The following is a 23,366-nucleotide window of genomic DNA, read 5'->3' as shown; positions in this document are numbered from 1 at the left end:
CTGTTAGGCGTCAGGCTCCGCAGCGCGACGGGGGCCTATCGGCCGCCAATGCTGCTTCATGAGGCCGCGGCGATCCAACCAGTCGACGATGGCGTTTGCCCAGTCGGCTCGCCGCTGCGCGAGCGGTCGCCACGACAACAGATCGAAGCCGGTCCAGGGGAGGAATGGCGTCCGGCGGCAATAGGCAAAGAGTTCAAGCCGCACCGTCGGTACCGATGAGTTTGCGCGCGCGTGAAAGCCGCAGGTGTCGGCGACGACCAGAGTATTCGCAGGGACCACAAAATGGGTTGGGGCTGGCAGGTCCAGAGCGGCCAGCTCCTCCTCCGCGACCCGGAACGAGCCCCGCTGCGAAAGGCGGTCACCGTCCGACAGCACCTCCATGCTCTTCTTTCGCTCCCACTCCACCCGCTTCTCCGTCAGGCGGTGTGAACCGGCGACATAGGTCAGTGGGCGTCCATTCTCTTCGACATCGGTCAGGAACAGCCACGCCTTGAGTGAAGGGTGAAAGGTGTCGGCATGGAGCTGCAGCTGCGGGTCTGGCGGCCCCTCGACGGCGCCGCCGAAGATGGTCTGGATGTAATAGATCGGCTCGCTGCGTGTGCTGGCGACATAAGCCATGAGGCCTTTCCAGCGGCGACTCTCGATCAACGCGTTTAGCTGCGGAAAGCGGCGCCTGACATCAGGCCCAATCGGAACCCGGCGCGTGATCGAGTCTCCCTGTTGGTGGGAGCGGGATTCAAGTGCCGCTTCGAGCAACGTCCCTTTCAAAGCAGCGAAGTCCTCTGGCGCCATGGCTTCCGGGAGGAGCACGAAGCCGTTGTGATCGAACTGCTCACGCAGGTCTTCGGAGATCAGGTGCCTCAGGCGCCTCCTGCGAAATCCGGCAAGGCCGTGAGCGGCTTTGATCCGCCACACATGCAATCCGAAACGATTGAGCCTTGGGGAGCCAATAATTGGATTGTCGACGAAGCTTTTGGCCCCAGTAACGAGGGCCAATATCCAGGCAGGCGCACTGATCGCGGCTCGGATCGTTCGCGAGATGCTGTTCCCTGCACTAGGCACCCGCTCCTTTAGAAGCGGGCGGCTCGTGTCATCAACGGCTGACCGGCAATTTCTCGGGCGGGAGAAGGAATTTCAATGGAATGTCGACGCGCGAGGCCCAACTGAGTTCGTTGTGAGCCTGGCCCGGAAAGTTACGGGTCAGCCAATTCTTGTTCAGTCGGTACCCGCGCGCGGCGACGACTGCATCCACTCGCGCCTGATACCGCGCGTAAATGGCATCGAGCGTTTCGCTGCCGTGATCGAAATACAGGCGATGCCTCTTCGGATCAGGAAGCGACGGCCGGAGATAGGACTCGAAAGCGGCGGAGACGACCTCATACTCCTGATCGGTGATCGCCTTTCTTCCATTCGTCGGCAGGAACAGCGGCCAGTGCGTCGACATCATCCCCGCCGCTCCGAACACATCCGGATATTCGTCGATCGCATAGAGAGAAATCAGTCCGCCCATGGACGAACCCATGATTGCCGTGTTCGCGCGATCGGTCTTCACATGAAAGCGTTGGGCGATCATCGGACGAAGCTCGTCGACGATGAACTTAAGGTATCCATCAGACAGCGGATCGCCGCTGTAGAGCCCGCGGACCCTGTCCATATATTGTCGCGGAAGATGGGCGAACGCTTTCGAAGGTACGTATTCCCGCAGCCGCTTGGGCGTGTTCCAAATGCCGATCACGATGGTCGGCCTGACCTCCTTCTGCCGGATGAGAGGATCGAGATGCTCATCGATCTCCCACTCCATGCCATAACCGGCGGTCGCCTTGTCGAAGAGATTCTGCCCGTCGTGCATGTAAAGCACGGAATATCTCGGCCCGTCCGGCTTGTAGCCGCTTGGCAGCCAAACGACGACGCGCCGAGGGTCGGCGTATCTCGATTGCACAATGCCCAGGTCGACGATCCGACCCGCGCTGACATGAACAGGCTGTAGTGCCTCGGCGGACTGGTCGCTTGTCTGCGCGGCAGCTGGAGCCCCGGCGAGCAGCGCGAATGAGACCAGGAACCGTACGAGATTCATTTGGCCGGGACGAACCGGATCGCCGTACCGCCTCCCGGGGCGATCCTCGCGGCGAACCGATCGGTTGAAGTCACCGTTCGCTGCTCGATTACGATAGAGCGCGGATTGGTGCGATAATCGGCATCGTCCCCGTCGCGGTAGATCTCGGCGCGGTAGCGGCGGCCAGGCTGGAGAAACTCCAGCGCGACGTCGAACCGGCGCTCCTGCTCGTCCCCGACGGCACCCAGGAACCACTCGTCCTTGCCTCTTGCCTTGCGCGCGAAGACCGCGAGATCGCCGACTTCACCGGCAAGCATGCGCGTATCGTCCCAATCCACCGCCACATCCTTGATGAACTGGAATGGCTTCGGATTGGCCGCGTAATTCTCGGGGAGGTCGGCGGCCATCTGGATCGGCGAATAGAGCACGACGTAGAGCGCTAACTGCTTCGCCAGCGTCGACGGGATGTGAGTTTTGTTCTTACCTTCAAGGCTCAAGATGCCGGGCGTGAAATCCATCGGCCCGGACAGCATGCGGGTGAAGACCAGATTCGCTTCGTGCTCAGGCGGATTCTTCGGCTCACCCCAAGCGTTGTACTCCATGCCCCGCTGCCCCTCGCGGGAGACCCAATTCGGATAGGTGCGGCGGAGACCTGTGTCCTTTACCGGCTCATGCGGGTTCACCGCGATCTGCCGCTTCGCTGCCTCCGTCACCACCTTCATATGATGGTTCACGGCAACCTGGCCCTGATGCCATTCGAAGTGGATCTTTCCATCGGCGCCCTCGGCCTGGATACCGCTGGCATCGGCGACATAGCCGGTCTTGACCGCGTGGATGCCCAGGCGCTGATAGAGGTCGAGCGCCGGCCCCAGCTGCTTCTCGTAATTGGCGATGTTTCCGGCGGTCTCATGATGGCCGATGATCGCTACGCCCTTGGATCGTGCGTAACGCGCGACCTCGGCGATATCGAAGTCGGGATAGGCCTCGGTGAAGCTGAACTCCGACCCGTTGGCGAACCATTCGTAGTTGCCGTTCTTGTCCCAGCCCTTGTTCCAGCCCTCGACGAGGACCCCGCCGAACCCGTTCTTCGCCGCGAAATCTATGTAGCGCTTCGCGTTGGCTGTAGTGGCGCCGTGCTTGGGTCCGGAATCCCACGTCGCCTTGTCGAGGTGCATCGCCCACCAGATGCCGACATATTTCATCGGCTTCACCCAGCTGACATCGCCAAGCTTGTTGGGCTCGTTGAGGTTGAGGACGATCTGCGCTGACCGGTAGAGCGACGGCGCGTCCGGAGCGATCATGATGACGCGCCAGGGCGTCGCCAGCGGCAGATCGCGGCTGACCCTCGGCCCGGTCGAAGACGGCATGAGCGTCGCCTTGAGCAGGCGGTCGTGCACGCGGCGCAGGTCCATGCCGGAATAATCGACCAGGGCGGCTTCGTGGAACGAGAGGTGCAGTCCGCTGTCCGTGCGAATAGTCAGCGGCGTCTGAGCAGTGCCGATCTGATCGATCGTCGTGCGGCGATACGGATATTCCTCGCGGTTCCACTCGAGCGCTTCGTCCCACCAGGCAGTGCCGGGCTCGGCCACGTTGAACTCGGTCAGTTCGTCGGCGATGTTCGCGTGCGTGAAGTTCGGGCGGCTCGGAAGCTCGTAACGGAAGCCCACGCCATCGTCGTAAATGCGGAACACGACGTTCATCCGCCGCTTCGCCCATATCTTCTCGTCGAAGCTCGCCGTCAGCTCGGTGTAGCGATTCCGGATAGTCCGGTACTCGCCCCAGGGCTCTTCCCAGGTCTCATCGAAGCTGCGCGTTCCCTGCCCCGCCAACTGGAAATTGCGGAGCATCTCGGGTTGGTCGGTGAAGAGGAAGCCGAGTCGGCTCTCGTCGATGACCGGCTTCCCCAGGCGACTGACGACGTAGCCGACGCGGCCCTCGGGACTGAGAGTGATCTCGACCTTCAGCGTTCCCGCAGGAGACGAGGCGCTCGCCACGGTCTCGGACGTTCGCGCGGCCTGCGCGACGCCTTGGGCCGTGGCGGGAACTGCAATTAAACAAAGGACAAATGCAACAAATACGCGCAGCAGGGTCATGCGATCTCCTCGACGACCGCTGCGTAAGGCCCAAGCGAGCTGCCGTCGATATCCCCTGCGGCGATCAGCGGAGTTCCGCTCGGACGATAGGACGCCGGCCGATCCGACAAGTTGAATGTGCACCGAAGAGTCTCGCCGCCAGATGTTCGCTCAAAGACGAGCAACTGATCGCCGGCTTCGAGGATGGTCATCGAGCCATGATGGAGTGCGGCACGCGCGTGCCGCAGGGCGAGGCACTTGCGCGTGAAGTTCAGCGTGGATTCCGCCGTCTCCTGACGGTCGATCGCCAGTTCGACATGCGTCGAACCGAGCGGAAGCCAGGGAACCCCATTCGTGAAGCCGAGGTTCGGCGCCTGAGCCTCCCACGGCATGGGAGTCCGCGCGCCGTCACGGCTGAGCGTCAGCGGCCAATTCGCGATCGCTTCGGGATCCTGCAGCTTGTCGAACGGCACATCGACCTGTGGAAGCCCGAGCTCTTCTCCCTGCCAGATGGTAATCGAGCCCCTCAGACTGCACAGCAGGAGCATCTTCGAGCGGGCGAAGGTCGTGCGATGCTCCTCGTCGACCCAGCGGGAAATGGCGCGCGGCGCGTCGTGGTTCTCGAAGGCCCACGTCGGCCACCCCGCTTCTTCGGGCCAGTGTTGGGCAACGCTAGCGACGAGGCGCGGCGTCAACCGGTCCGCATAAAGGAAGTCGAACCCGTACGCGCTGTTCAGATGGCCAGGCCTGGTGAAGGTCTGCATCTCCGCAAGCGCATCGTCGCCACCGACCTCTGCGACCGTAAAGCGCGCTCCATATTCATCCGTCACGTCACGGACGCGCTTCAGGAAATTCGCGATCTCCGGATGGGACTGGTTGTAGACGTGCTGCTGGAAATCGAACGGCCTTGTTCGCTTGCCGCCCGGTGGCGCGGGCGGGTTATCCTGCAAGGACGGGTCGTGCATCGCGAAGTTGATCGCATCCAGCCTGAAACCGTCGACACCGCGATCCAGCCAGAAGCGCGTCACATCGACCAACGCATCCTGGACCGCGAGATTGTGCACGTTGAGGTCCGGCTGCTCGGACAGGAAGTTGTGCAGGTAATATTGCCCGCGCCGCGCGTCCCACGTCCACGCGGGCCCTCCGAAGACCGACTGCCAATTGTTCGGCGGCGAGCCGTCCTGCTTGGCATCTGCCCAGACGTACCAGTCCGCATGCTCGTTATCGCGGCTTTGGCGGCTTTGCTGAAACCAGGCGTGTTGATCGGACGTATGCGAATAAACCTGGTCGATGATCACTTTCAGGCCCGCGGCGTGTGCCGTACGAACAAGCTGGTCGAAATCGTGGAGCGTCCCGAAGATTGGGTCCACCGCGCAATAATCCGAGATGTCGTAGCCGAAGTCGCGCATCGGCGACTTGAAGAAGGGCGAAAGCCAGATCGCATCCACGCCCAACCGTGCGACATAGTCGAGCCGCGAGGTGATGCCCGGCAAATCGCCGATGCCGTCGCCGTTGGAGTCGGCGAAGCTGCGAGGATAGATCTGGTAGATCGCCGCACCGCGCCACCACGGATGCGCCGTGGCCGCTTTGGCAGTGGGCGCCGCCTCGTCAGCGAGCATTGCACACAGCATAGCCGAGAGCCGGCACATTGACGCGAACGCTCCCGGGCGCTGACGCCGTCGCGGAGCAGGTCCCGGCGAGGGTGTCCCACTGAGCGGAACGAACTTCGACGACGACGTTCTGCTCGACGGGACTTGTCGACGTGTTGAACAGCAGCAGCATCTCGCGGCCGGTCGACGGGTCCAGACGCGACACCGCGAACAGTCCCGGCTTGTCCTGCGAGTAGCGCACGACCTGCCGGCCGCGCGTCAGCGCCGCATGGCTCGTGCGAAGTTGAGCGAGCTTCGCGATTTCACGGTACATCGGATGATCCGTGGCGAAGTTTTCGCGGGCGGTCGTCGACGCCGTGCCGAGCAGCTTGTCCTCGTTATAGGTCGCCACCCTGGACGCGAACATGTCCTGACGAGCGTCCTGGTCCCCGCCCTTGCCGACGAAACCCTGCTCGTCGCCCGAGTAGATCGTCGGAACTCCGCGCAGTGTGAGCAGCATCGCGTGACCCAGGATGTCGCGCTTGAACAGCTCGGCATCGTCCCCTTTGAAGCCGAAGATCTTGAGCAATGCGGGGAAGCGGCCCGCGTCATGATTGCCGAGGAAGGTCGGGTTCCGCCGCGCGGCATCGGCCCCGCCTTCGTATAAGGGGTCGGCGCGGAAGAGCTTGGCGAGCTCGTCCGTTCCCGCTTGCCCGGCGACGGTGTCGATGACTGCGCGGCCGAACGCGAAGTCGAGGATGTTGGGCAGCTTGTCGACGCGCGTGTTCACGGCAGTGTGCGCCGGGTCCATCTCGCTCGTCGAGACTTCCCCGAAGATGTGGAAGTTCGGGATGCCGCGACCCTTCGCCCGCGCCAGCATGGCGGGGACGAACTTTTGCCAGAACTCGGGATTGACGTGCTGCGCCGTGTCGATGCGGAAACCGTCGACAGCGAAGTCGTCGATCCACTTCCCGTAGATCTCGATCATCCCTTCGATGACCCGAGGATGCTCCGTGTAGACGTCGTCGAGCCCGAAGAAGTCGCCCATCAAGCTGGACTCGCCCCGAAACGTCGAGTTGCCGCGGTTGTGATAGTAGATCGGGTCGTTGAGCCAGGCCGGAACCTTCACGTTCCGCTCGGCGGGCGGAATGCTGACCGTATAGGCGTAGTTCGGATCCTTCAGCGCTTCGAAATTGGCGCCATCGAAGCCCGGATTGATCGGCGTGCCGTCGACGCCGCCGCGGCGTTGAAAAGGATAATCGGCGATGCTCCGATACGGACATTCGACGCCGCTCTTGCATCCTTCGAGCTGGATCACGTCGGCCGTGTGGTTGACCACGATGTCCATGTAGAACTTCATTCCGCGCGCATGGACGGCGTCCACCAGCGCCTTGAAGTCCTTGTTCGTGCCGAGATGTGAATCGGCCTCAGTAAAATCGGTGATCCAGTAGCCATGGTAGCCCGCGCTCTCATGCCCGGGAGCGCCCTGAACGGCCTTGTTCTGAAATACCGGCGCGACCCAGACGGCGGTCGCGCCAAGCCCCTGGATGTAATCGAGGCGCTTGATCACGCCTTTGAGGTCGCCGCCGTGGAAGAAGCCCTTAGCTGTCGGATCGAAGCCGGTCGTCAGCCGGTCACCCTTCAAACCGCCGCGATCGTTCGCGGGGTCGCCGTTATCGAACCGGTCCGGAAGCAGGAAGTAGATGACCTCGTCTTCCGGCTGGCGAGCGCGGTAGTCGGCAGCCGGCGGTGTGGCGACGACCATCGCCGCAAGCATCGTCAGGATGACCATCAGGCGGTCTCCATCTCGCGGTTCATGGGACCGAACTTCGCGACAAACTCGCCGTGATCAGGCATTCGCGACACCTCCTGTACGTGCGACCGCTCCAGCCCTTCGAGGAACTCGCGCAGGCGCGGCTCGGGTAGCAGGTCTGCAACGGGATTGTAGCTCTCTGGGATGACGTTCTGACCGATCATCACCTGCACCCACGCCCGGGAGTCGAAGAGTTCGTCGAAGCTAGGGCTGACGCGGCCGATCGCCTGGAACAGATCCATCTTGTGTTTGAGCTCCTCGGGCACTTCCATGGTCCGGAGCTCATCCCAGAACGGCTCACCCTCGCGCTGGTTGGCGTGATAGTGGAGGATGATGAAATCGCGGACGCGCTCCATCTCGAACGCGGAGCGCTGGTTGTAGTCCTCGCGGGCAGCATCGGTGATCTCGGCTGCGGGCAAGAGCTCCAGCAGGCGGTTGATGCCGGTCTGGATCAGATGGATCGACGTCGATTCCAGCGGCTCGATGAACCCCGACGAGAGACCGATCGCGACCACGTTCCGTACCCAGGTTTTCCGCCGCCGACCCGTCTTGAAGCGGATCGTTCGGGGATCTGCCATCGGCTCGCCGTCGAGATTGGCGAGCAACTGCGCCGTTGCTTCGTCTTCGCTGATGCGGCGCGATGAGAAGACGTGGCCGTTGCCGATCCGGTGCTGCAGCGGAATTCGCCACTGCCAGCCCGCCTCCCGCGCGATCGAGCGCGTGAGCGGCATCAGTGGCTCTACCCGAGCGCAGGGAACGGCAACCGCGCGGTCGCACTGAAGCCACTGCGACCAGTCTTCGAAACCGGCTTCCAGCTCCTGTTCGATCAGCAGGCCCCGGAACCCGGAGCAGTCGATGAACAGGTCGCCCGCCACCCGCGTGCCGTTCGCCAGCAGGACTGCCGAGACGTCGCCGTTCTCCCCGTTGCGCTCGATGCTGACGATGCGACCTTCCTGCCGGACGACGCCGCGCTGCTCGGCAAAACCGCGCAGGAAGCGGGCGTACAGGCTCGCGTCGAAGTGAAACGCGTAGGGCATCGGCGGAAGCGGGCTTCCCGCCGGCCGCTCGACATGCGCGAAGCGATTGCCGGCAATGGCGATCGTGTGCAGGACGTAATGGCCGAGCGGCTTCGAAATGCCCAGCTGCCGGCCGCGCAACCAGTATTGATGGAAGGGCACGACGCCGAGAGCGCTGCCGACGAGGCCGAAGGCGTGGACATAGCTCTCATTCGGGCGACCCCACCCTTCGAAGGCGATGCCAAGCTTGTAGGTGGCGCCCGTCGCGGCGAGGAATTCCGCCTCGTTGATCCCCAGCGCGCTGTTGAAATCGCGGATGGAGGGAATCGTGGCCTCGCCGACGCCGACGATGCCGATCTCGTCCGACTCCACGAGCGTCACCGAGAACTTCGGCACGCAGAAGCGCGCGAGTGCGGCGGCCGTCATCCATCCCGCCGTTCCGCCGCCCACGACGACGATCCGGGGCTGACTCACTTCACCCATGTCGCTCTTTCATCGTTCGCGGGCCGGCGGCACCGAAGCGCCGCCGGCAACGCTCAAGATCAGCCGCGTTCAGGCGCCGGCGGAGGCGGCGGAGGCGGAGGCGGCGGGGCCGGGCAGGCCTCGGTCGCCAGGATTACCGAGCCGTCGGCGCAAGTCTGCGTCGCCGGAGGCGGCGGTGCAGGCGGCGGCGGAGGTGGCGGCGGCGGAGGCGGCGGAGCCGCGTGCTGACCGAACTTGTAGGTCGCGCCCAGCATGAAGCGCCGACCGAACTCCTGATAGTTGATGATCTGGTTCTCGGCGCTTCCGAAGGTCACGAACGGCTCGTTCGTCAGGTTCTGGCCCTGCAGATAGAGAGACAAGCCAGCCAGCGCAGAGGTTGGCTGGAACTCATACCCGATCTGCGCATCCCAGACCGTCTCCGGCTTCGAACGGCGAAGCGTACGGTTCGCGCCGAAGCCCGAGACCTCGCCGATGAAGCTCGAACGATAGCGTCCGCTGACACGGGCAGAGAAGCCGTACTTTTCGAAGTAGGCGGTGCCGTTCACGACCCACTTCGAATAGCCGGGCAGGTCGCTTGGAGGCGCGCCTGGAGAAATGTGGATCTTCGACTTGGTCCAGCCCGCGCCGCCCGTGAAGCCGAAGCCGTCCAGTGCGGGGATGAATTCGCCAATCGGGATCGTACCTGCAAGTTCCGCACCGTACAGGTTGCCGCCCTTCACGTTGTACGGCTGGAAGATGATGCCGTTCTGGATATTTTCAGGCGGCACGTAGGTGAGCGGATCGCTCGGGTCGGTACTCTGGAACGGTTCCGGCAGCGGAAGCCCCGTAAAGTCGTAAGGTACGCCGGGCAGCGCCTGGTTCACGACAAACGTGTTGAAGTGCTTGTAGAACAGCTGCAGCGCGACGTAGCCCTTGATGCCGAAATACTTCTCGAAGCTGAGGTCCGCTGCATTGGCACGGAACGGCCGGAGTTCCGGCTGACCCGTATCGCCCGTGACGAAGTGAAGCTCCGGATCGGGGCTGCTTCCATTGCTGATATTAACGCGCGTCGAGGACCGCATGTCGTCCATGCGCGGCCGCATCACTTCACGCGCGAGGCCGAGGCGGATCACCCAATCGCTCGGGAAGCGAGCCGACAGGTTGAGGCTGGGCATGACGTCCCAATACTGCGCCCCACCAGTCGTAGGCGTGATCTCGCCGTTCTGCGCAATGAAGCCGCCGGCGCTCTGATCGGTGTGCACCGCCTGCACGCCAACGTTGCCGGTCAGCTCAGCCGAGCCGAGGTCGGCACGGATGTCCCACTGCGTGTACAGCGTCCAAAGGTTTTCGTGGACGTCGTAGGCCTTCAGCTGAACGTCCGGATTCGTGTTGCCGCTGACGAGCGTGATGATGCCCGCGTCGAGCAGATCGAACGGATCGAAGGACAGAACCGGTCCGAGCCCGAGGAAGTCGAGATCGGTCGGCTTCTTGAGAAGGTCTGTCGGGACGTGGGCCGAAGCGGCGCCGTTCGGCAGGCGAATGAAGGCCTCGTCCGGGGTCAGCGACTTGTCGTGGTTCGTGAAGTTCACGCCGAAGACGCCGCGCGAGAAGATGCTGGTGTTCAGATCCTTCCCGATTTCGCCGCGATACTGCCAGATGCGATCGTGGACGATGCGGTTGTTCGAGTAGCCGGTGCCGCCCCATCCGCCCGGATCGGACAGAACGACGAGGTTCGGATCGGAATAATCGAGATCGTGCGTGAAGCTGGTCCCGTGGCCGCCGGATTCGAAATCCATGACGTCGGGCACGCCGCCGGTGGTCGACCAGACCTCGAAGATCCACTCGTTGCGCTTGGTCTTCGAGTAGCTGAGGTCGAGGACGCCGTGCCAGCCGTCGTCATTGTCGTACCGGTTGTTCCAGCCGAACGAATAGAGCTTGGCATCACGCTGCCAGGCGACGTTGCGGGGCACGGCATGGACGTTGCTGAACGTCCCCTTGGTGACCAGGCCGTCGTTGACGGTGAAGCCAGGCTCCAGGACGGCCGACGACCAATAGAGCGGCACTTCCATGCCGCGCTTGATCTGGTCGTCCTTGAAGTTGGAGTAGAAGGCGTCGACGGTCGACGTGATCTGGTCCGTCGGCTTGAATTCCAGCGTGCCCTGAAGGCCGAAGCGCTTCAGCTGGCTGGACGTCACGTAGGACTTGGTGCCGCCGATGACCGCCGGCGGGCCGCCGTTCGGGCCGATCGTCGGATAGCCCCACGATTCGAACTCCTCGAGCGAATAGGGCTCGTCGTTCCAGCTGGCGGCGAGCGACACGCCCACCTTCCCGTCGGCGAACTGGTCGACGTAGACGCCGTTCAGGCGGTAGCCGAACTCCTTGCTGCCGTCGTTGATCTTGCCGTTGTCGATGTAGACGCCACGGCCACCGAACGAGATGACCTGCTTGCCATATTCGAGGGGACGGATCGTCCGAAGGTCGACCGTACCGGCGACACCCTGGCCGATGATCGAGGCCATGGGCGTCTTATAGACGTTGACCTGGCTGACGATTTCCGACGGATACTGGTCGTATTCGACCGCACGGTTGTCGCCCGTCGACGTCTGTTCGCGCCCATTAAGGAGCGTCGTCGAATAGTCCGGGGCGAAGCCGCGGATCGACAGATAGGACGTGCGGCCGGAACCCGCGATGCGCTGCGAGGCGACGCCCGGCAGGCGGGAAATCGATTCCGCGATCGAGGCGTCCGGCAGCTTGCCGATGTCTTCCGCGCTGACCGACTCGACGATCTGGTCGGCCCGCTTCTTAGTGTTCACTGCGTTCTGCAGCGCGGCGCGGAAGCCGGTAACGACGATCGGGCTCTCGCCCGGCGTCTCTTCCTTTAAAGCGCCGGCGTCGACCTCCTGGCCGGCCTCGATCGCTGCGCTCGGATCCGGCGGCGGTGGCGTCGTGTCTTGCGCGTAGGCCGCGCTGCTTGCGAATGCCAGGCATAGCGCGAGCGGGCTCGCCGCTGCGGCCAGGCGCGAACGCGAAGTTAAACCAGTCATGTACTCTCCCCTCGTTGACACGTCCGGCCGTCGATGCCCCAAGCAGCGCGGACGCCTCTCTCCTGATGCACCAGGAATATCAGTGCTTCGGCTGAGGGGAACTGGATCAGCAGCTATACATACGTATTCAGAGCGCCTAATTTGGGTCGAAGGGGATGATGCAGAGGCGGCCGACCTCTTTCGACATCGCAGCACTGGCTGGCGTTTCGCAGCCGACGGTGTCCCGCGCCCTCAACAATAGCCCCTCCGTCAGCGCCGAGACCCGGGCCCGAGTCCTCGCCGCCGCGGAGCAGCTCAACTACAAGGTCGACAAGAACGCCTCCGGCCTCCGCCGGAACCGCTCGCGCACGCTTGCCGTCCTGTTCGAGGAGGCCGCGTCGGACGACGGCGGCCTCATAAATCCCTTCTATCTGTCGATGCTGGGGGCGATGGTCCGCAAGTGCGCCGACACTGGGTACGACCTGCTCATCTCGTTCCAGCAGCTCTCCTCCGACTGGCACGTCGACTATGCCGACACGCATCGCGCGGACGGGATCATCCTGCTCGGTTACGGCGACTATCTGCAGTACGAGGCGATCCTTCGCCGGCTGACCGAACGGGGTACGCATTTCGTCTGGTGGGGATCGGCCCCGGGAGTGCCAATCGGCGCCACGGTCGGTTCCGACAATGAACAGGGCGGATTCGACGCGACCGAGCACCTCCTGCAGTCCGGCCGCAGGGACATCGCTTTCATCGGTACAGCTGGACCCGCCTATCCCGAGTGCTTCGACCGCTGGCGTGGCTATTGCCGCGCCCTTCGTGCCGCCGGCATCGAGCCCGACAACCGCCTGTGCGTCGATGCGGAGCCCAGCGAGCAAGCCGGGCGCGAGGGCGTCGAAGAACTCATCAAACGAGGCGTTCGCTTCGACGCGATCTTTGGCGCCAGCGACGTCGCCGCGATTGGCGCCATGCACGCGCTCCAGAAGTTAGGGCGGCTGATCCCCGACGAAGTTGCGATCGTCGGCTTCGACGACATTCCAGCCGCTAGCCTGTCGAGCCCACCACTCAGCACTGTGCGCCAGGATTCGCGCCGCGCCGGCGAGGCGCTGGTCGAAGCGGCCGTCGAGGCGGTCGAATATGGAACGATCAAGTCGCAGCTGCTTCCCGTGAAGCTCGTGGTTCGCGACTCCAGCCAAGGCGCCTGACCGACCGCGTTGTCCGACGCCAATCGATCTGCCAGCCTCGCGCGTGAGCGCGGGAGGGAAAGCATGCTCGGCAGTGAGAAACCCCGGCAGAGTCTGGCCGGTCTTTGGAATATCTCGTTCGGCTTCTTCGGCATCCAGATCGGCTTCGCGCTTCAGAACGCGAACATGTCACGCATTTTCCAGTCGCTCGGATCGAGCCTCGATGACCTGCCCGCCCTGTGGGTCGCGGCGCCGCTGACGGGACTGCTCGTCCAACCGATTATCGGGCACATGTCGGACCGGACCTGGCTTGGACGGCTCGGTCGCCGCCGGCCCTATTTCGTCGCCGGCGCCCTTCTCGCGGCGCTGTCGCTCTTCCTCATGCCGCTATCCGGCGCGCTCCTCTTCGCGGCGCTGCTGCTGTGGATGCTCGACGCGAGCCTCAACATTTCCATGGAGCCTTTCCGCGCTTTCGTCGGCGACATGCTGCGCAAGGATCAGCACACCGCCGGTTATGCGGTGCAGACCGCCTTCATCGGCGCCGGTGCGGTGCTCGGCTCGCTCATCCCGCCCGGGTTGGAGAAACTGGGCGTTTCGAACGTGGCGGCAGGTGGAGGCATTCCCGACACTGTCCGCTACGCCTTCTGGATCGGCGGAGCTGCGCTGTTCCTTGCCGTGCTTTGGACCGTGCTCGCGACCCGCGAATATTCGCCCGAGGAAATGGCGGGCTTCGGCGAGACGGCCGACCATCCCGACGGCGACACCACGATTCGCGCTCTTGGCTCACGAAGCCTCGGCCGAAGCATTATCTGGATTGTGGCGGGCGGCCTGGTGATCTTCGGTGTCGCCAAATGGGGCCTCGAAAAGGAGATGTATCTGCTGGGCGGCCTTCTGATCGCCTACGGCCTTGCCAGCATCATCGCCATCCAACTCGCTCGCCGCGGCGGGTCGAGCAATATGCTGGCTCACATCGTCGGCGATTTTACCGGAATGCCGCCATTGATGAAGCGCCTGGCGCTGGTTCAGTTCTTCAGCTGGTCCGCGCTCTTCATCATGTGGATCTACACGACGCCCGTGGTCGCCCAATACTTCTTCCATTCTCCCGATCCCGCGAGCGCCGGATACCAGGACGCCAGCAACCGCGTCGGCGAACTGTTCGCCATCTACAATGGCGTCTCCGCCGTAGCCGCTCTGACACTACTTCCGTGGCTGAGCAGCCGCTTGGGCAAGGAGCGCACGCACATGGTCTGCCTCCTCGCGGGAGCCGCAGCCTATGCGAGCTTCTTCTTCATCCAGGACGCGAAATGGCTGGTTCTGTCTGAGATCGGCGTCGGCATCGCCTGGGCGTCTATCCTTGCGATGCCCTACGCCATCCTCGCGTCCAACCTGCCGCAGAGGAAGCTCGGCATCTACATGGGCCTGTTCAACGTCTTCGTGGTGGTCCCGCAGCTGCTGGTCGCGACGGTCATGGGATCGATCATGAAGGCCGCCTTCCCCGACGAGCCGATCTGGACCATGCTGGTCGCCGCCGGGGTGTTGGTGCTTGCAGCACTCGCCATGACTCGCGTGAAGGAGAGCCAGGCATGAGCGACGAAGACGCGATCGGCGCCGTCATCAACGAGATGTACGCGATGATCTCCGGTCCGGCAGGACCTCGCGACTGGTCGCGGCAGCGCAACGCCTTCCTGCCCGAAGCGCGGCAAGTCCGGACTTGGCTGGACGAGCATGGCCGCCCGGCGAAGAAGATCATGGGCCTCGACGAATATGCGGAGAACACGACGCCTTTCTTCAACGCCAACAACTTCTACGAGATCGAGACCGCGCGGCGCATCGACGTGTTCGGCAACATGGCCCACGTCTGGAGCCATTACGAAGCCCGCACCTCGCTGGACGACGAGGAGCCGGAGCGTCGCGGCATCAATTCCATCCAGCTGTTCCGCGACCCCGACCAGGGATGGCGCATCATCTCGATGATTTGGGACAACGAACGCTAGGCGCTCAGCCGAAGGTGAAAGCGAAGGCTTGAGCGCCGGGATCGAGGAATTCGACCCGGACGGTGCGGTCGCGCACCTGGCCCTTCTGCCGGACGAGCTGGTAGAGGCGCTGACCGACGATCGTGCCGGTCCCGTCCGGCTTCACGTCCACGCCCGCGTCCGCACCCGGCGGCTTGCCGTCGATGGTCACGCGGAAGCGGATCGGAATCCCGCTCCAAGTACCCATGACCAAGTGCAGGTCGCGAGCGTGGAACCGGTAGGCGATTGCCCCCGATGGGGACTTGAGGGTCGCGTCCTGCTTGCCGACCAGCCACTGGCCTTCCAGCGACCAGTCGTTGAGCGCCAGGGGCGACGAGGAATAGGCCTTGGCGACGTCCTTCGCCTGTCCGCCCGGTGACGCGAAGCGGTCGGCCCGCGCGTAGCCGACATAAGTCTCGGGAGACCTGAGATCGGAACGCGCGGCGTCCTGTTCCGCGCCGGTGGCGGTCTCCTCTGCCATGCCCCCGGCCTTGGGCGCGTGGCCGGCTTCGGCGAGGAGTTGGCGGATCACCATCTCGGACTCGTCGTACTTGCCCTCTCCGAAGTGATGATAGCGCTGCCGGCCCTGCGCATCGAAGAAGTAGTGGGCCGGCCAGTAATTGTTCTTCAGCCGGTTCCAGACGACATAGTCGTTGTCGAGAGCGACGGGGTAGCGGATGCCGAGGTCCCGGACCGCCTGCATCACGTTCTCCGCATTACGCTCGAACGCGAACTCGGGCGCATGCACGCCGATAACCACCAGTCCGTCGTCGCGATAGCGCTCGTACCAGGCCCGGACGTAGGGGATCGAACGGATGCAGTTGATGCAGCTGTAGGTCCAGAAGTCGATGACGACGACCTTGCCCTTGAGGTCGCCGGCCGAGAGCGGCGGGCTGTTGATCCACGGACCGATGCCATCGAGCGACGGAAGCTGCCCTTCGACCGGAAGCTCGAGCTTGCCGCCGGCGCCGAGCTTCGGCCCCTTCGACGGACCAGCGCCCAACCCGAGCTTGCTCGCTAGCCCTGTTTCGAGGGTGGTCGTCTGCGTGCTCGAGATCTTCGCCAGCACCCGCGTATCGAGCCCAAACGCAATGGCAACAACGCCGACGATCACCAGCACGCCCAGCACTCGGCGGATCCATTCGGTGGTGTGAAGCGACCCCTTCATCCGCTGGAAGACCTTGCCGCCGACTAGAAGCGCGAGCGCCAGCGAAGTCGCAGCGCCCAGTGCATAGGACAGCAGCAGGAAGGTGGTGCCGAGCGTTGCGCCCTGGATTGCGGCCGCCGTGAAGATGATCCCGAGGATCGGGCCCGCGCAGGGGGCCCACAGCAAGCCGGTCGCAATGCCGAGAACGACCGACGACCAGATCGATTCCTGATCGTGCCGCTCCGACAGCCGCGAGCCGAGCGCGACTAGAGGACGCGTCGCGCGGTCGGAAATCGATGGAAAGACTAGCGCCAGCCCGAACAAGGCGAGGAGGATCAGGGCCGCCCAGCGTCCCACCTCGTTGGCGCGAACCGCCCAGCTGCCCCCCACTGCCGCAAGAGTCGCAACGACCGCGAAGGTTAGCGCCATACCTGCGAGCATGGGCAGCGCGCCGCGCTTGAAGCTGCGGCCAGCATTGGCGAACACGAAGGGGAGGACCGGCAGGATGCAGGGGCTGACGATCGTCAGCATTCCGCCGAAATAGGCTAGCAGTGCGATCAGCATGGCGCGCTCAAGCTGGCTGGAACTTCAGCGCGAGTCCATTCATGCAATAGCGAAGACCTGTGGGCTTCGGACCATCGTCGAAAACATGCCCGAGATGCCCACCACAACGGCGGCAAAGCACCCCCGTGCGTTCCATTAGCAGGCTGCGATCCGAGCGGGTGACGACCGCGTTGGGCAGAGGTTTGAAGAAACTCGGCCAGCCGGTGCCGCTGTCGAATTTCGTCGTCGAACTGAACAGCAGAAGCGCGCAGCCGGCACAAAAGAACGTGCCGCGGCGATGCTCGGAGTTGAGCGGGCTCGTGTAGGCACGCTCCGTCCCAGCTTCACGCAAGATATGGTAGCGCGCCGGTCCAAGCAGTTTGCGCCACTGGTCCTGGGTGTGTGTGACCGCGAAAGCAGGTGCTGCATCGCCTGCAGCCGGCCTGAACAGCACCCAAGCAACTCCGCCGAGGCCCAGGCCGGCGAGAAGCGTGCGGCGGTCCAAAACAGGAGCCATGCAGGCTCATAGCAACAATCAACCTTGCTGATTGCTGAAGCTGGCCCTGACCGTGATGATTTGGAACTTACGCCGGTGGGACGACGCGCCCCACGCACTCGCCGAGGCCAATGCGCACGGCACCTTCACGCTCGCACCACGCACGAAGAGTGACTTCATCGCCGTCTTCGAGGAAGCTTCGCGTCTCGCCGGTCGGCAGGGTGAGCGGCTGCTTCCCACCGCGGCTGATCTCCAGCATCGATCCCAGCCCCTCGTCGCTGTCGGTCGAGAGCGTGCCCGTCGCGATCAGGTCTCCCGGCTGAAGGTTGCAGCCATTGGAGGAATGGTGCGCGACGATCTGCGCGGCGCTCCAGTACATCGCGGCGTCCGCGCTTCCGCGCGACAGAACGTGGGGCGCGATGCCCTCGCTGCGCATCCGCGCGGAGGTCAGCGTCACTTCGAGCTGGATGGCGAGGCCCCCGCTCGCGCGGTCCGAAGGATCGTCGAGATAGGGTAGCGGCTGCGGATCGCCCTGGGCGCGCGGCGGCAGAGCCTTGCGGAATGGCTCCAGCGCATCGGCAGTCACGATCCACGGCGACACGCTGGTCAGGAAATTCTTCGCCAGGAACGGACCGAGCGGCTGATATTCCCAAGCCTGCAGGTCGCGCGCGGACCAATCGTTAAGCAGGCAAAAGCCTGCGATGTGCTCGCCAGCCTCGCCGATCGGGATCGGCTGGCCGAGATCGTTGCCGCGCCCGATCCACATGCCGAGTTCCAGCTCGTAGTCGAGACGGCGGCTGGGACCGTAGTCCGGCGTCTCAGCGTCCGGCGGTTTGCGCTGGCCTCTCGGCCGGGTCACGGGCTCGCCCGACGGGCGCACCGAGCTTGCCCGGCCGTGATAGCCGATCGGCACATATTTGTAGTTTGGAAGCAGCGGATTGTCGGGCCGGAACTGCTTGCCGACATTGGTCGCGTGATGGATGCCGACGTAGAAATCGGTGTAGTCGCCGATGAGGCACGGCACGTGCATCCGCACCTCGCTCTGCCCGATCAGATGCACTTCCAGATCGTCGCGATAGCGCTCGTCGGTCAGTAGCTCGAACAGGCGCTGGCGAAGTGCTCGATGCGTCTCCGGCCCCCGTGACAGCCAGGCGTTGAGGATGGGTTGCGACAAGTCTTCGCGCCACTCTTCGTCGAGCAGATCGGCTGCGGACACGAGGTCGAGAATGTAATCGCCGATCGCAACACCCGGCCGCCTGAGCCCCTTTGCCTCCGAGAAGATCCCAAGCGGCAGGTTCTGCACCGGGAAGTCGCTGCCGGGACCGGCCCCATCGACCCAGCTGACGGCGGAGGGATCGTGCGTTTCGTCAGTCACGGCAGCTTCGCCTTCGGAAAGCCCGCCCACGCTTCATCATAGTCGTGCTGCGCGCGGTCGAGCGCGAACTGGGTAGGGCGATACGGCCAGCAAGTCTCGACCATGAAGGCCAGGGTGTTGTCGATCTTCGCGGGCGTCAGCTCCGCCTCGCTCGCCTTATGCCAGCTTTCGACGTCCGGCCCGTGGCCGCTCATCAAATTGTGCAGCGACAGTCCGCCCGGCGAAAAGCCGTCCGCCTTCGCATCGTATGCACCGTGGATCAGGCCCATCGCCTCACTCATCGCGTTGCGGTGGAACCAAGGAGGCCGAAATGTATCCTCGGCCACCATCCAGCGCGGCGGGAAGATGACGAAGTCGGCGTTGGCACGCCCGTGCACGTTGCTGGGGCTCGTCAGGACCGTGAAGATCGACGGGTCCGGATGATCGAAGCTAACCGTGCCGATCGTGTTGAAGTGAGCGAGATCGTAGCGCCACGGCGCGTAATTGCCGTGCCACGCGACGACATCGAGCGGCGAGTGATCGAGCGTGGTCGTCCACAGCGAGCCGAGCGACTTCTGGATGACTTCGGTCGGCTCGTCGCGGTCGTCGAACCAGGCGACGGGAATCTCGAAATCGCGCGCATTGGCGAGACCGTTGGAGCCGATCGGCCCGAGATCCGGAAGCCGAAACGGCAGGCCGTGGTTCTCGGCAACATAGCCGCGAGACTCGCCGTCCACCTCGACGCGGAACTTCACGCCGCGCGGAACCAGCGCGACGGAGCCCGGCGCAACTTCGAGGCGGCCAAACTCGGTCAGGAGGTGCAGGACGCCCTGCTGGGGGATGATCAGCAGCTCGCCGTCGGCATCGACGAAGACGCGGCGGCTCATTGACTTGCTAGCGCGATAGAGATGGACCGCGACGCCTTCCAGATCCGAAGGGTCGCGGTTCGCCAGCATGGTGACCATGCCGTCGACGAAGTCCGTATCCGCGGGCAGATCGGCAGGCGGGTTCCAGCGCAGGCGATTGGGTGCCAGCGGCTCCTTGACCGTCCCCGGCGCAAACAAGGGCGCGCCATCGTAACGGGTGAACGGCCGGTGGTCCGCCGTCGGCCGCATGCGATAGAGCCAGCTGCGCCGGTTCTCGTGACGCGGGGCCGTGAAAGCGCTGCCGGACAATTGCTCGGCATAGAGACCGAAGGCCGGCTTCTGTGGGCTGTTGCGGCCCTTCGGCAGCGCGCCTTCCACGGCCTCGGTTTCGAAATGGCCGCCGAAGCCGCTCATGTACCGCAATGCGTTCGCTTGCATGGCGGCTCGTTAAAGGCTGCGGCGCCCAAAAACAAACGGGCGCAGCCCCTGTTGGAACTGCGCCCGACCGCGCGGGACTCGCCTACCGCGCGTTTTGGTCGTCGATCTAGTTGACGTTGACGTTGATCTGGTCGGGGATCTTCACTTCCGTCGTCTTGCTTCCGAAACCGAGTTGGTCGCGGAAGAGGAACAGCAGAACGAGCACGACGATGATCAGCAGGACAACGGCGAGGACACCGCCGCCTCCGCCGCCACCATCCGTCTCGACTACAGTCGTGCGTTCTACGGTATCACGGTCATCGGCCATTGGTTTACCTCCCTGTTGGCCTGTTATGCTGGCGAAACGAACGAAGCTTTGGGGTGAGGGTTCCGTGATGCCCAAAGCGGAACCTTTGCGCCTTCCGAGGCTTCCTCGCTCCAATACGCCGGAAGGACTTCAGATGCGCCGATGGATGGTCGTCACCCCCGCATTCGTGCTCATCGCCGCTTGCGGGTCGGGACCAACCGCCGCGGAGCAGAATATCTCGGAGCGTGAGCGCGGACCGGAACAGGTCACCGGTCCCAGCAATATTGCCGCCGGAACGGCACCCGCGACCGAGCAGGGCCAGCTCGGAGACACCATGCCCGCCAACGCGGCGGGACCTACCAGCGATCCAGGGAATGGAGCCGGCGGAGATTCGGCCCCGTCACAATGACGCGGTATACTATCTGCCGCCGGTAGCGCGGCCTGTTTTGAGACCCCCACCAATGGAGACACGGATGAGCAGCATCGACCAGGTTCGTGAGCATATGCAGGTAATCGACGCCGAGGGTACGCCGATCGGCAAGGTCGATCATGTGGAAGGCGACCGCATCAAACTGACTCGGGACAGCGCGGGCGCGGGCTCGCATGAAGGTCACCATCATTACGTACCGGCCGGCCTCGTGGCCGATGTCGAAGGCGATACCGTTCGCTTGTCCGCTCGGATCGATGCCCTCGAAAGCATCTTCGAGACCGAAGAGGGCGGCGAGAACCTCTAGGTCTCGCCCGCCGCGAGTTCGCGACATTCGTAGTGATCGCGGATGTGACGATTGAAGTGTGCGCCTTTCGAGAACGCCGCTCGGAAGGCGCGTACGTCGTCCTCCGGCACTTCTGAATAGATGTATCGCCGCCCGGTCACGAACTCGATCGTGAGTTCCCGCGAGTCCGGCACGTAGAAAAAGCGGCGGATGACCTTTGACGGCATGCCGTAACAACGCGCTAAGCCGTAACTTGCCGCATGAGGGCGCCAGCCGCTAAGCCGAGGCATGCCCGACGTCGTTCTCTACGATTATTTTCGCTCTTCCGCCGCCTACCGGGTGCGGATCGCCCTCAACCTCAAGAACGTTCAATATGAGAGCCGGCCGATCAATTTGGCCGAGGGCGCTCAGAAATCCGACGAGTACAAAAAGCTAAATCCGCAGAGCTTCGTTCCCATGCTTGAGATCGACGGGCACCGCTTCGTTCAGAGCCTGGCGATCATTAATTATCTCGACCTGCGCTTCCCGACCCCGCCGTTGATTCCGACGCCTGCGGTCGACCGCGCGCATGTGGTCGCAATGGCGATGATGGTAGCCTGCGACATCCACCCGCTGAACAATCTCAGGGTTCTTAAATATCTGAAGAACGAGCTCGGCCATTCCAAGCAAGAAGCCGACGCCTGGTACGCACACTGGATCAGCGAGGGCCTCCCAGCGCTGGAAGCATTCGCTGCGCCGAGAGCGGGCAAGTTCCTGTTCGGCGACGCGCCGACCGCGGCCGATGTCCTCCTCGTGCCACAGCTCTTTAATGCGCGGCGCTTCAACGTGCCGCTCGACGATTATCCGACCCTGCTGCGTGCCGACGAGAATGCGAGTAAGCTGGAGCCGTTCGCCTCCGCGCACCCGGACCGACAGGAGCAACCGAAATGAACCGCGTCGACGCGATCAACCGCGGAATGAGCGACACTAGGCCGCTGGAGTCGGTCAACATCCCCTCGCTGGAGGGCAAGGTCAGCGACGAGGAATGGGCTATCCGCGTGGATCTCGCCGCCGCCTACCGCATGGTTGCGCACTACGGCTGGGATGACCTCATCTTCACGCACTTGTCAGCGCGCACCCCGGGACCCGAACATCATTTCCTGCTCAACCCGTACAATTTGATGTTCGAGGAAGTGACCGCGTCGTCGCTGGTGAAGGTCGATGTGAACGGCAATCCGGTCGATCCGACCCCCTTCATCACTAACCCCGCTGGCTTCACCATCCATTCGGCGATTCACATGGCGCGCGACGATGCTCATGCGGTGATGCATCTCCACACGCCGGCAGGGCAGGCTGTGTCCGCCAACGCCGATGGCCTTCTTCCGCTCACTCAGACTGCGATGCTGATCCGTGGCGAGATCGCATTCCACGAATATGAGGGCGTTGCAGTGGACCTCGGCGAGCGTGAGCGGCTCGTCTCAGACCTCGGCACCAAGAATGCGATGATCCTGCGCAATCACGGCACGCTCGCCGTCGGCAAGAACGTCGGCGAGTGTTTCATCCGCCTCTATTATATCGAGCGTGCTTGCCAGGCGCAGATCATGGCGCTGACCGCAGGCGATAGGCTGAACACGCCGCCGCAGGGATCGCCCGAGATTACTGCCCAGCAGGGCGAGGTGGGACTTCCGCTCGCCGCGAACCTGCTCGCATGGCCGGCGCTGAAGCGCAAAGCCTACCGGCTCGATCCCAGCTTCGCCTCCTAGGCGGGCTCAGCGACTTTCTGCTCCGGCGCCTGATGGGATGCTCCAAGCTGCGCGCGTGAGGCAATCGAGATCCGGTTCCAGGCGTTGATCAGGCTGGACGCCAGCGTCAGCCAAGCGATCTCTTCTTCCGAGAAGTGCGGCTTCAGCGCTTCGAAGGCTTCCTTGTGCGCGTGGCCGTCGGCAATCAGCGTGATCTCCTCGACCCACTGCAACGCCGCCCGTTCCTTCTCGCTGAACTGCGAGCTTTCCTGCCACGCGTCGAGCAGCAGCAGGCGTTCCGCCGAGTCTCCGTCGTGCAAAGCCTCCCGAGTGTGCATGGCGATGCAATAGGCGCAGCCGTTGATCTGCGAGGCTCTCAGCTTGATGAGATGGATGAGCTTCCGATCGAGCTTCGAAGCGATCGCCTGCTCCAGGTTCAACAGGTGCTGATATCCCTCCGGCGCAAGCTTCGCGATGTTCATCCGCAGGGGTTCGACCATGGCTTTCTCCTGTCGTGGTTCGGCGAGTGACGCGGGAACAGGAGTCGGCAGACTCGCGGGGCCCTATGGCACGATCTT

General features: G+C 63.7%; 21 protein-coding genes. 7 read left to right on the top strand and 14 right to left on the bottom strand.

From position 1 onward, the window contains the following. Window positions 1–3: 3 nt before the first annotated feature. The 7 genes from LZ016_RS13590 to LZ016_RS13560 all read right to left on the bottom strand — a co-directional run bounded on the left by LZ016_RS13590 (window position 4) and on the right by LZ016_RS13560 (window position 12,049). Entirely contained in the window at window positions 4–915 is a 912-nt protein-coding gene (locus LZ016_RS13590) for a phytanoyl-CoA dioxygenase family protein (RefSeq protein ID WP_366512929.1), read from the bottom strand. A 178-nt stretch (window positions 916–1,093) separates the two neighbouring features. Beyond that, on the bottom strand, window positions 1,094–2,074 hold the full coding sequence (locus tag LZ016_RS13585; RefSeq protein WP_241447995.1) for an alpha/beta hydrolase: 981 nt from the start codon (window positions 2,072–2,074) through the stop codon (window positions 1,094–1,096). Beyond that, complete coding sequence (locus LZ016_RS13580) at window positions 2,071–4,146, bottom strand: glycoside hydrolase family 97 protein (RefSeq protein ID WP_241447994.1); 2,076 nt, start codon at window positions 4,144–4,146, stop codon at window positions 2,071–2,073. The genes LZ016_RS13585 and LZ016_RS13580 overlap by 4 nt, the downstream gene beginning before the upstream one ends. Continuing rightward, window positions 4,143–5,744, bottom strand: coding sequence for an alpha-glucosidase (locus LZ016_RS13575; RefSeq protein ID WP_241447993.1), 1,602 nt, complete (start codon window positions 5,742–5,744; stop codon window positions 4,143–4,145). Before LZ016_RS13575 ends, LZ016_RS13580 begins: the two co-directional genes overlap by 4 nt. Next, window positions 5,734–7,506: an alpha-amylase family glycosyl hydrolase gene (locus LZ016_RS13570; protein ID WP_241447992.1), complete on the bottom strand. Its 1,773-nt coding sequence runs from the start codon at window positions 7,504–7,506 to the stop codon at window positions 5,734–5,736. Before LZ016_RS13570 ends, LZ016_RS13575 begins: the two co-directional genes overlap by 11 nt. Further along, entirely contained in the window at window positions 7,506–9,026 is a 1,521-nt protein-coding gene (locus tag LZ016_RS13565; RefSeq protein ID WP_241447991.1) for a tryptophan halogenase family protein, read from the bottom strand. Before LZ016_RS13565 ends, LZ016_RS13570 begins: the two co-directional genes overlap by 1 nt. Window positions 9,027–9,085: 59 nt before the next feature. Next, on the bottom strand, window positions 9,086–12,049 hold the full coding sequence (locus LZ016_RS13560) for a TonB-dependent receptor (RefSeq protein WP_241447990.1): 2,964 nt from the start codon (window positions 12,047–12,049) through the stop codon (window positions 9,086–9,088). Window positions 12,050–12,207: 158 nt separating this feature from the next. On the opposite strand from LZ016_RS13560, the gene LZ016_RS13555 reads away from it, so the two are divergent. The 3 genes from LZ016_RS13555 (at window position 12,208) to LZ016_RS13545 (ending at window position 15,206) form a co-directional block, all read left to right on the top strand. After that, window positions 12,208–13,233, top strand: coding sequence for a LacI family DNA-binding transcriptional regulator (locus LZ016_RS13555; RefSeq protein WP_241447989.1), 1,026 nt, complete (start codon window positions 12,208–12,210; stop codon window positions 13,231–13,233). A gap of 63 nt (window positions 13,234–13,296) precedes the next feature. Beyond that, window positions 13,297–14,799 (top strand): MFS transporter, encoded by a 1,503-nt coding sequence (locus tag LZ016_RS13550; RefSeq protein ID WP_241447988.1) that lies wholly within the window; start codon window positions 13,297–13,299, stop codon window positions 14,797–14,799. Further along, the gene (locus LZ016_RS13545) at window positions 14,796–15,206 is read left to right on the top strand and encodes a Cif family virulence factor (protein ID WP_241447987.1); all 411 of its coding nucleotides are present in this window, start codon (window positions 14,796–14,798) and stop codon (window positions 15,204–15,206) included. Before LZ016_RS13550 ends, LZ016_RS13545 begins: the two co-directional genes overlap by 4 nt. Before the next feature lie 4 nt (window positions 15,207–15,210). Here LZ016_RS13545 and LZ016_RS13540 read toward each other — a convergent pair whose 3' ends face one another. The 5 genes from LZ016_RS13540 to LZ016_RS13520 all read right to left on the bottom strand — a co-directional run bounded on the left by LZ016_RS13540 (window position 15,211) and on the right by LZ016_RS13520 (window position 20,375). After that, window positions 15,211–16,935, bottom strand: coding sequence for a cytochrome c biogenesis protein DipZ (locus tag LZ016_RS13540; protein WP_241447986.1), 1,725 nt, complete (start codon window positions 16,933–16,935; stop codon window positions 15,211–15,213). Between the two features lie 7 nt (window positions 16,936–16,942). Further along, on the bottom strand, window positions 16,943–17,431 hold the full coding sequence (msrB, locus tag LZ016_RS13535) for a peptide-methionine (R)-S-oxide reductase MsrB (RefSeq protein WP_241447985.1): 489 nt from the start codon (window positions 17,429–17,431) through the stop codon (window positions 16,943–16,945). A 67-nt stretch (window positions 17,432–17,498) separates the two neighbouring features. Further along, a complete protein-coding gene (gene fahA, locus LZ016_RS13530; RefSeq protein ID WP_241447984.1) occupies window positions 17,499–18,785 on the bottom strand; it encodes a fumarylacetoacetase in 1,287 nt (428 codons plus the stop codon). Then, the gene (gene hmgA / locus LZ016_RS13525) at window positions 18,782–20,068 is read right to left on the bottom strand and encodes a homogentisate 1,2-dioxygenase (protein ID WP_241447983.1); all 1,287 of its coding nucleotides are present in this window, start codon (window positions 20,066–20,068) and stop codon (window positions 18,782–18,784) included. Before hmgA ends, fahA begins: the two co-directional genes overlap by 4 nt. Window positions 20,069–20,174: 106 nt before the next feature. Beyond that, the gene (locus LZ016_RS13520; RefSeq protein WP_241447982.1) at window positions 20,175–20,375 is read right to left on the bottom strand and encodes a hypothetical protein; all 201 of its coding nucleotides are present in this window, start codon (window positions 20,373–20,375) and stop codon (window positions 20,175–20,177) included. 133 nt (window positions 20,376–20,508) lie between these two features. Here LZ016_RS13520 and LZ016_RS13515 point away from each other — a divergent pair, with 133 nt between their 5' ends. Then, a complete protein-coding gene (locus LZ016_RS13515; protein WP_241447981.1) occupies window positions 20,509–20,763 on the top strand; it encodes a hypothetical protein in 255 nt (84 codons plus the stop codon). Window positions 20,764–20,827: 64 nt separating this feature from the next. Beyond that, window positions 20,828–21,088 carry a DUF2171 domain-containing protein gene (locus tag LZ016_RS13510; RefSeq protein WP_241447980.1) on the top strand — a complete coding sequence of 87 codons (261 nt, stop codon included), beginning with the start codon at window positions 20,828–20,830 and terminating at the stop codon, window positions 21,086–21,088. Here LZ016_RS13510 and LZ016_RS13505 read toward each other — a convergent pair. Further along, window positions 21,085–21,294, bottom strand: coding sequence for a KTSC domain-containing protein (locus LZ016_RS13505; protein ID WP_241447979.1), 210 nt, complete (start codon window positions 21,292–21,294; stop codon window positions 21,085–21,087). The two genes, LZ016_RS13510 and LZ016_RS13505, sit on opposite strands and share 4 nt — an antisense overlap. Before the next feature lie 61 nt (window positions 21,295–21,355). On the opposite strand from LZ016_RS13505, the gene maiA reads away from it, so the two are divergent. Together maiA and LZ016_RS13495 are read left to right on the top strand one after the other, a co-directional pair. Beyond that, window positions 21,356–21,997 (top strand): maleylacetoacetate isomerase, encoded by a 642-nt coding sequence (gene maiA / locus LZ016_RS13500; RefSeq protein WP_241447978.1) that lies wholly within the window; start codon window positions 21,356–21,358, stop codon window positions 21,995–21,997. Between the two features lie 26 nt (window positions 21,998–22,023). Continuing rightward, window positions 22,024–22,809 (top strand): class II aldolase/adducin family protein, encoded by a 786-nt coding sequence (locus LZ016_RS13495; protein ID WP_241448382.1) that lies wholly within the window; start codon window positions 22,024–22,026, stop codon window positions 22,807–22,809. Here LZ016_RS13495 and LZ016_RS13490 read toward each other — a convergent pair. After that, entirely contained in the window at window positions 22,806–23,288 is a 483-nt protein-coding gene (locus tag LZ016_RS13490) for a carboxymuconolactone decarboxylase family protein (protein ID WP_241447977.1), read from the bottom strand. The two genes, LZ016_RS13495 and LZ016_RS13490, sit on opposite strands and share 4 nt — an antisense overlap. Window positions 23,289–23,366 lie beyond the last annotated feature (78 nt).

It is taken from the genome of Sphingomonas telluris (assembly GCF_022568775.1).
GTDB classification, from domain to species: Bacteria; Pseudomonadota; Alphaproteobacteria; order Sphingomonadales; family Sphingomonadaceae; genus Sphingomicrobium; species Sphingomicrobium telluris.
The sequence above is the reverse complement of the archived record's forward strand: the minus strand, read 5'-3'. Positions and strand labels throughout refer to the sequence as shown.

Bases quoted from the DNA above. Each gene is read 5' to 3' on its own strand.
- LZ016_RS13585 (WP_241447995.1), bottom strand. From the start codon at position 2,074: ATGAATCTCGTACGGTTCCTGGTCTCATTCGCGCTGCTCGCCGGGGCT.
- LZ016_RS13580 (WP_241447994.1), bottom strand. From the start codon at position 4,146: ATGACCCTGCTGCGCGTATTTGTTGCATTTGTCCTTTGTTTAATTGCA.
- LZ016_RS13575 (WP_241447993.1), bottom strand. From the start codon at position 5,744: ATGCTCGCTGACGAGGCGGCGCCCACTGCCAAAGCGGCCACGGCGCAT.
- LZ016_RS13570 (WP_241447992.1), bottom strand. From the start codon at position 7,506: ATGGTCATCCTGACGATGCTTGCGGCGATGGTCGTCGCCACACCGCCG.
- LZ016_RS13565 (WP_241447991.1), bottom strand. From the start codon at position 9,026: ATGGGTGAAGTGAGTCAGCCCCGGATCGTCGTCGTGGGCGGCGGAACG.
- LZ016_RS13560 (WP_241447990.1), bottom strand. From the start codon at position 12,049: ATGACTGGTTTAACTTCGCGTTCGCGCCTGGCCGCAGCGGCGAGCCCG.
- LZ016_RS13555 (WP_241447989.1), top strand. From the start codon at position 12,208: ATGCAGAGGCGGCCGACCTCTTTCGACATCGCAGCACTGGCTGGCGTT.
- LZ016_RS13550 (WP_241447988.1), top strand. From the start codon at position 13,297: ATGCTCGGCAGTGAGAAACCCCGGCAGAGTCTGGCCGGTCTTTGGAAT.
- LZ016_RS13545 (WP_241447987.1), top strand. From the start codon at position 14,796: ATGAGCGACGAAGACGCGATCGGCGCCGTCATCAACGAGATGTACGCG.
- LZ016_RS13540 (WP_241447986.1), bottom strand. From the start codon at position 16,935: ATGCTGATCGCACTGCTAGCCTATTTCGGCGGAATGCTGACGATCGTC.
- msrB (WP_241447985.1), bottom strand. From the start codon at position 17,431: ATGGCTCCTGTTTTGGACCGCCGCACGCTTCTCGCCGGCCTGGGCCTC.
- hmgA (WP_241447983.1), bottom strand. From the start codon at position 20,068: ATGCAAGCGAACGCATTGCGGTACATGAGCGGCTTCGGCGGCCATTTC.
- LZ016_RS13520 (WP_241447982.1), bottom strand. From the start codon at position 20,375: ATGGCCGATGACCGTGATACCGTAGAACGCACGACTGTAGTCGAGACG.
- LZ016_RS13515 (WP_241447981.1), top strand. From the start codon at position 20,509: ATGCGCCGATGGATGGTCGTCACCCCCGCATTCGTGCTCATCGCCGCT.
- LZ016_RS13510 (WP_241447980.1), top strand. From the start codon at position 20,828: ATGAGCAGCATCGACCAGGTTCGTGAGCATATGCAGGTAATCGACGCC.
- LZ016_RS13505 (WP_241447979.1), bottom strand. From the start codon at position 21,294: ATGCCGTCAAAGGTCATCCGCCGCTTTTTCTACGTGCCGGACTCGCGG.
- maiA (WP_241447978.1), top strand. From the start codon at position 21,356: ATGCCCGACGTCGTTCTCTACGATTATTTTCGCTCTTCCGCCGCCTAC.
- LZ016_RS13495 (WP_241448382.1), top strand. From the start codon at position 22,024: ATGAGCGACACTAGGCCGCTGGAGTCGGTCAACATCCCCTCGCTGGAG.
- LZ016_RS13490 (WP_241447977.1), bottom strand. From the start codon at position 23,288: ATGGTCGAACCCCTGCGGATGAACATCGCGAAGCTTGCGCCGGAGGGA.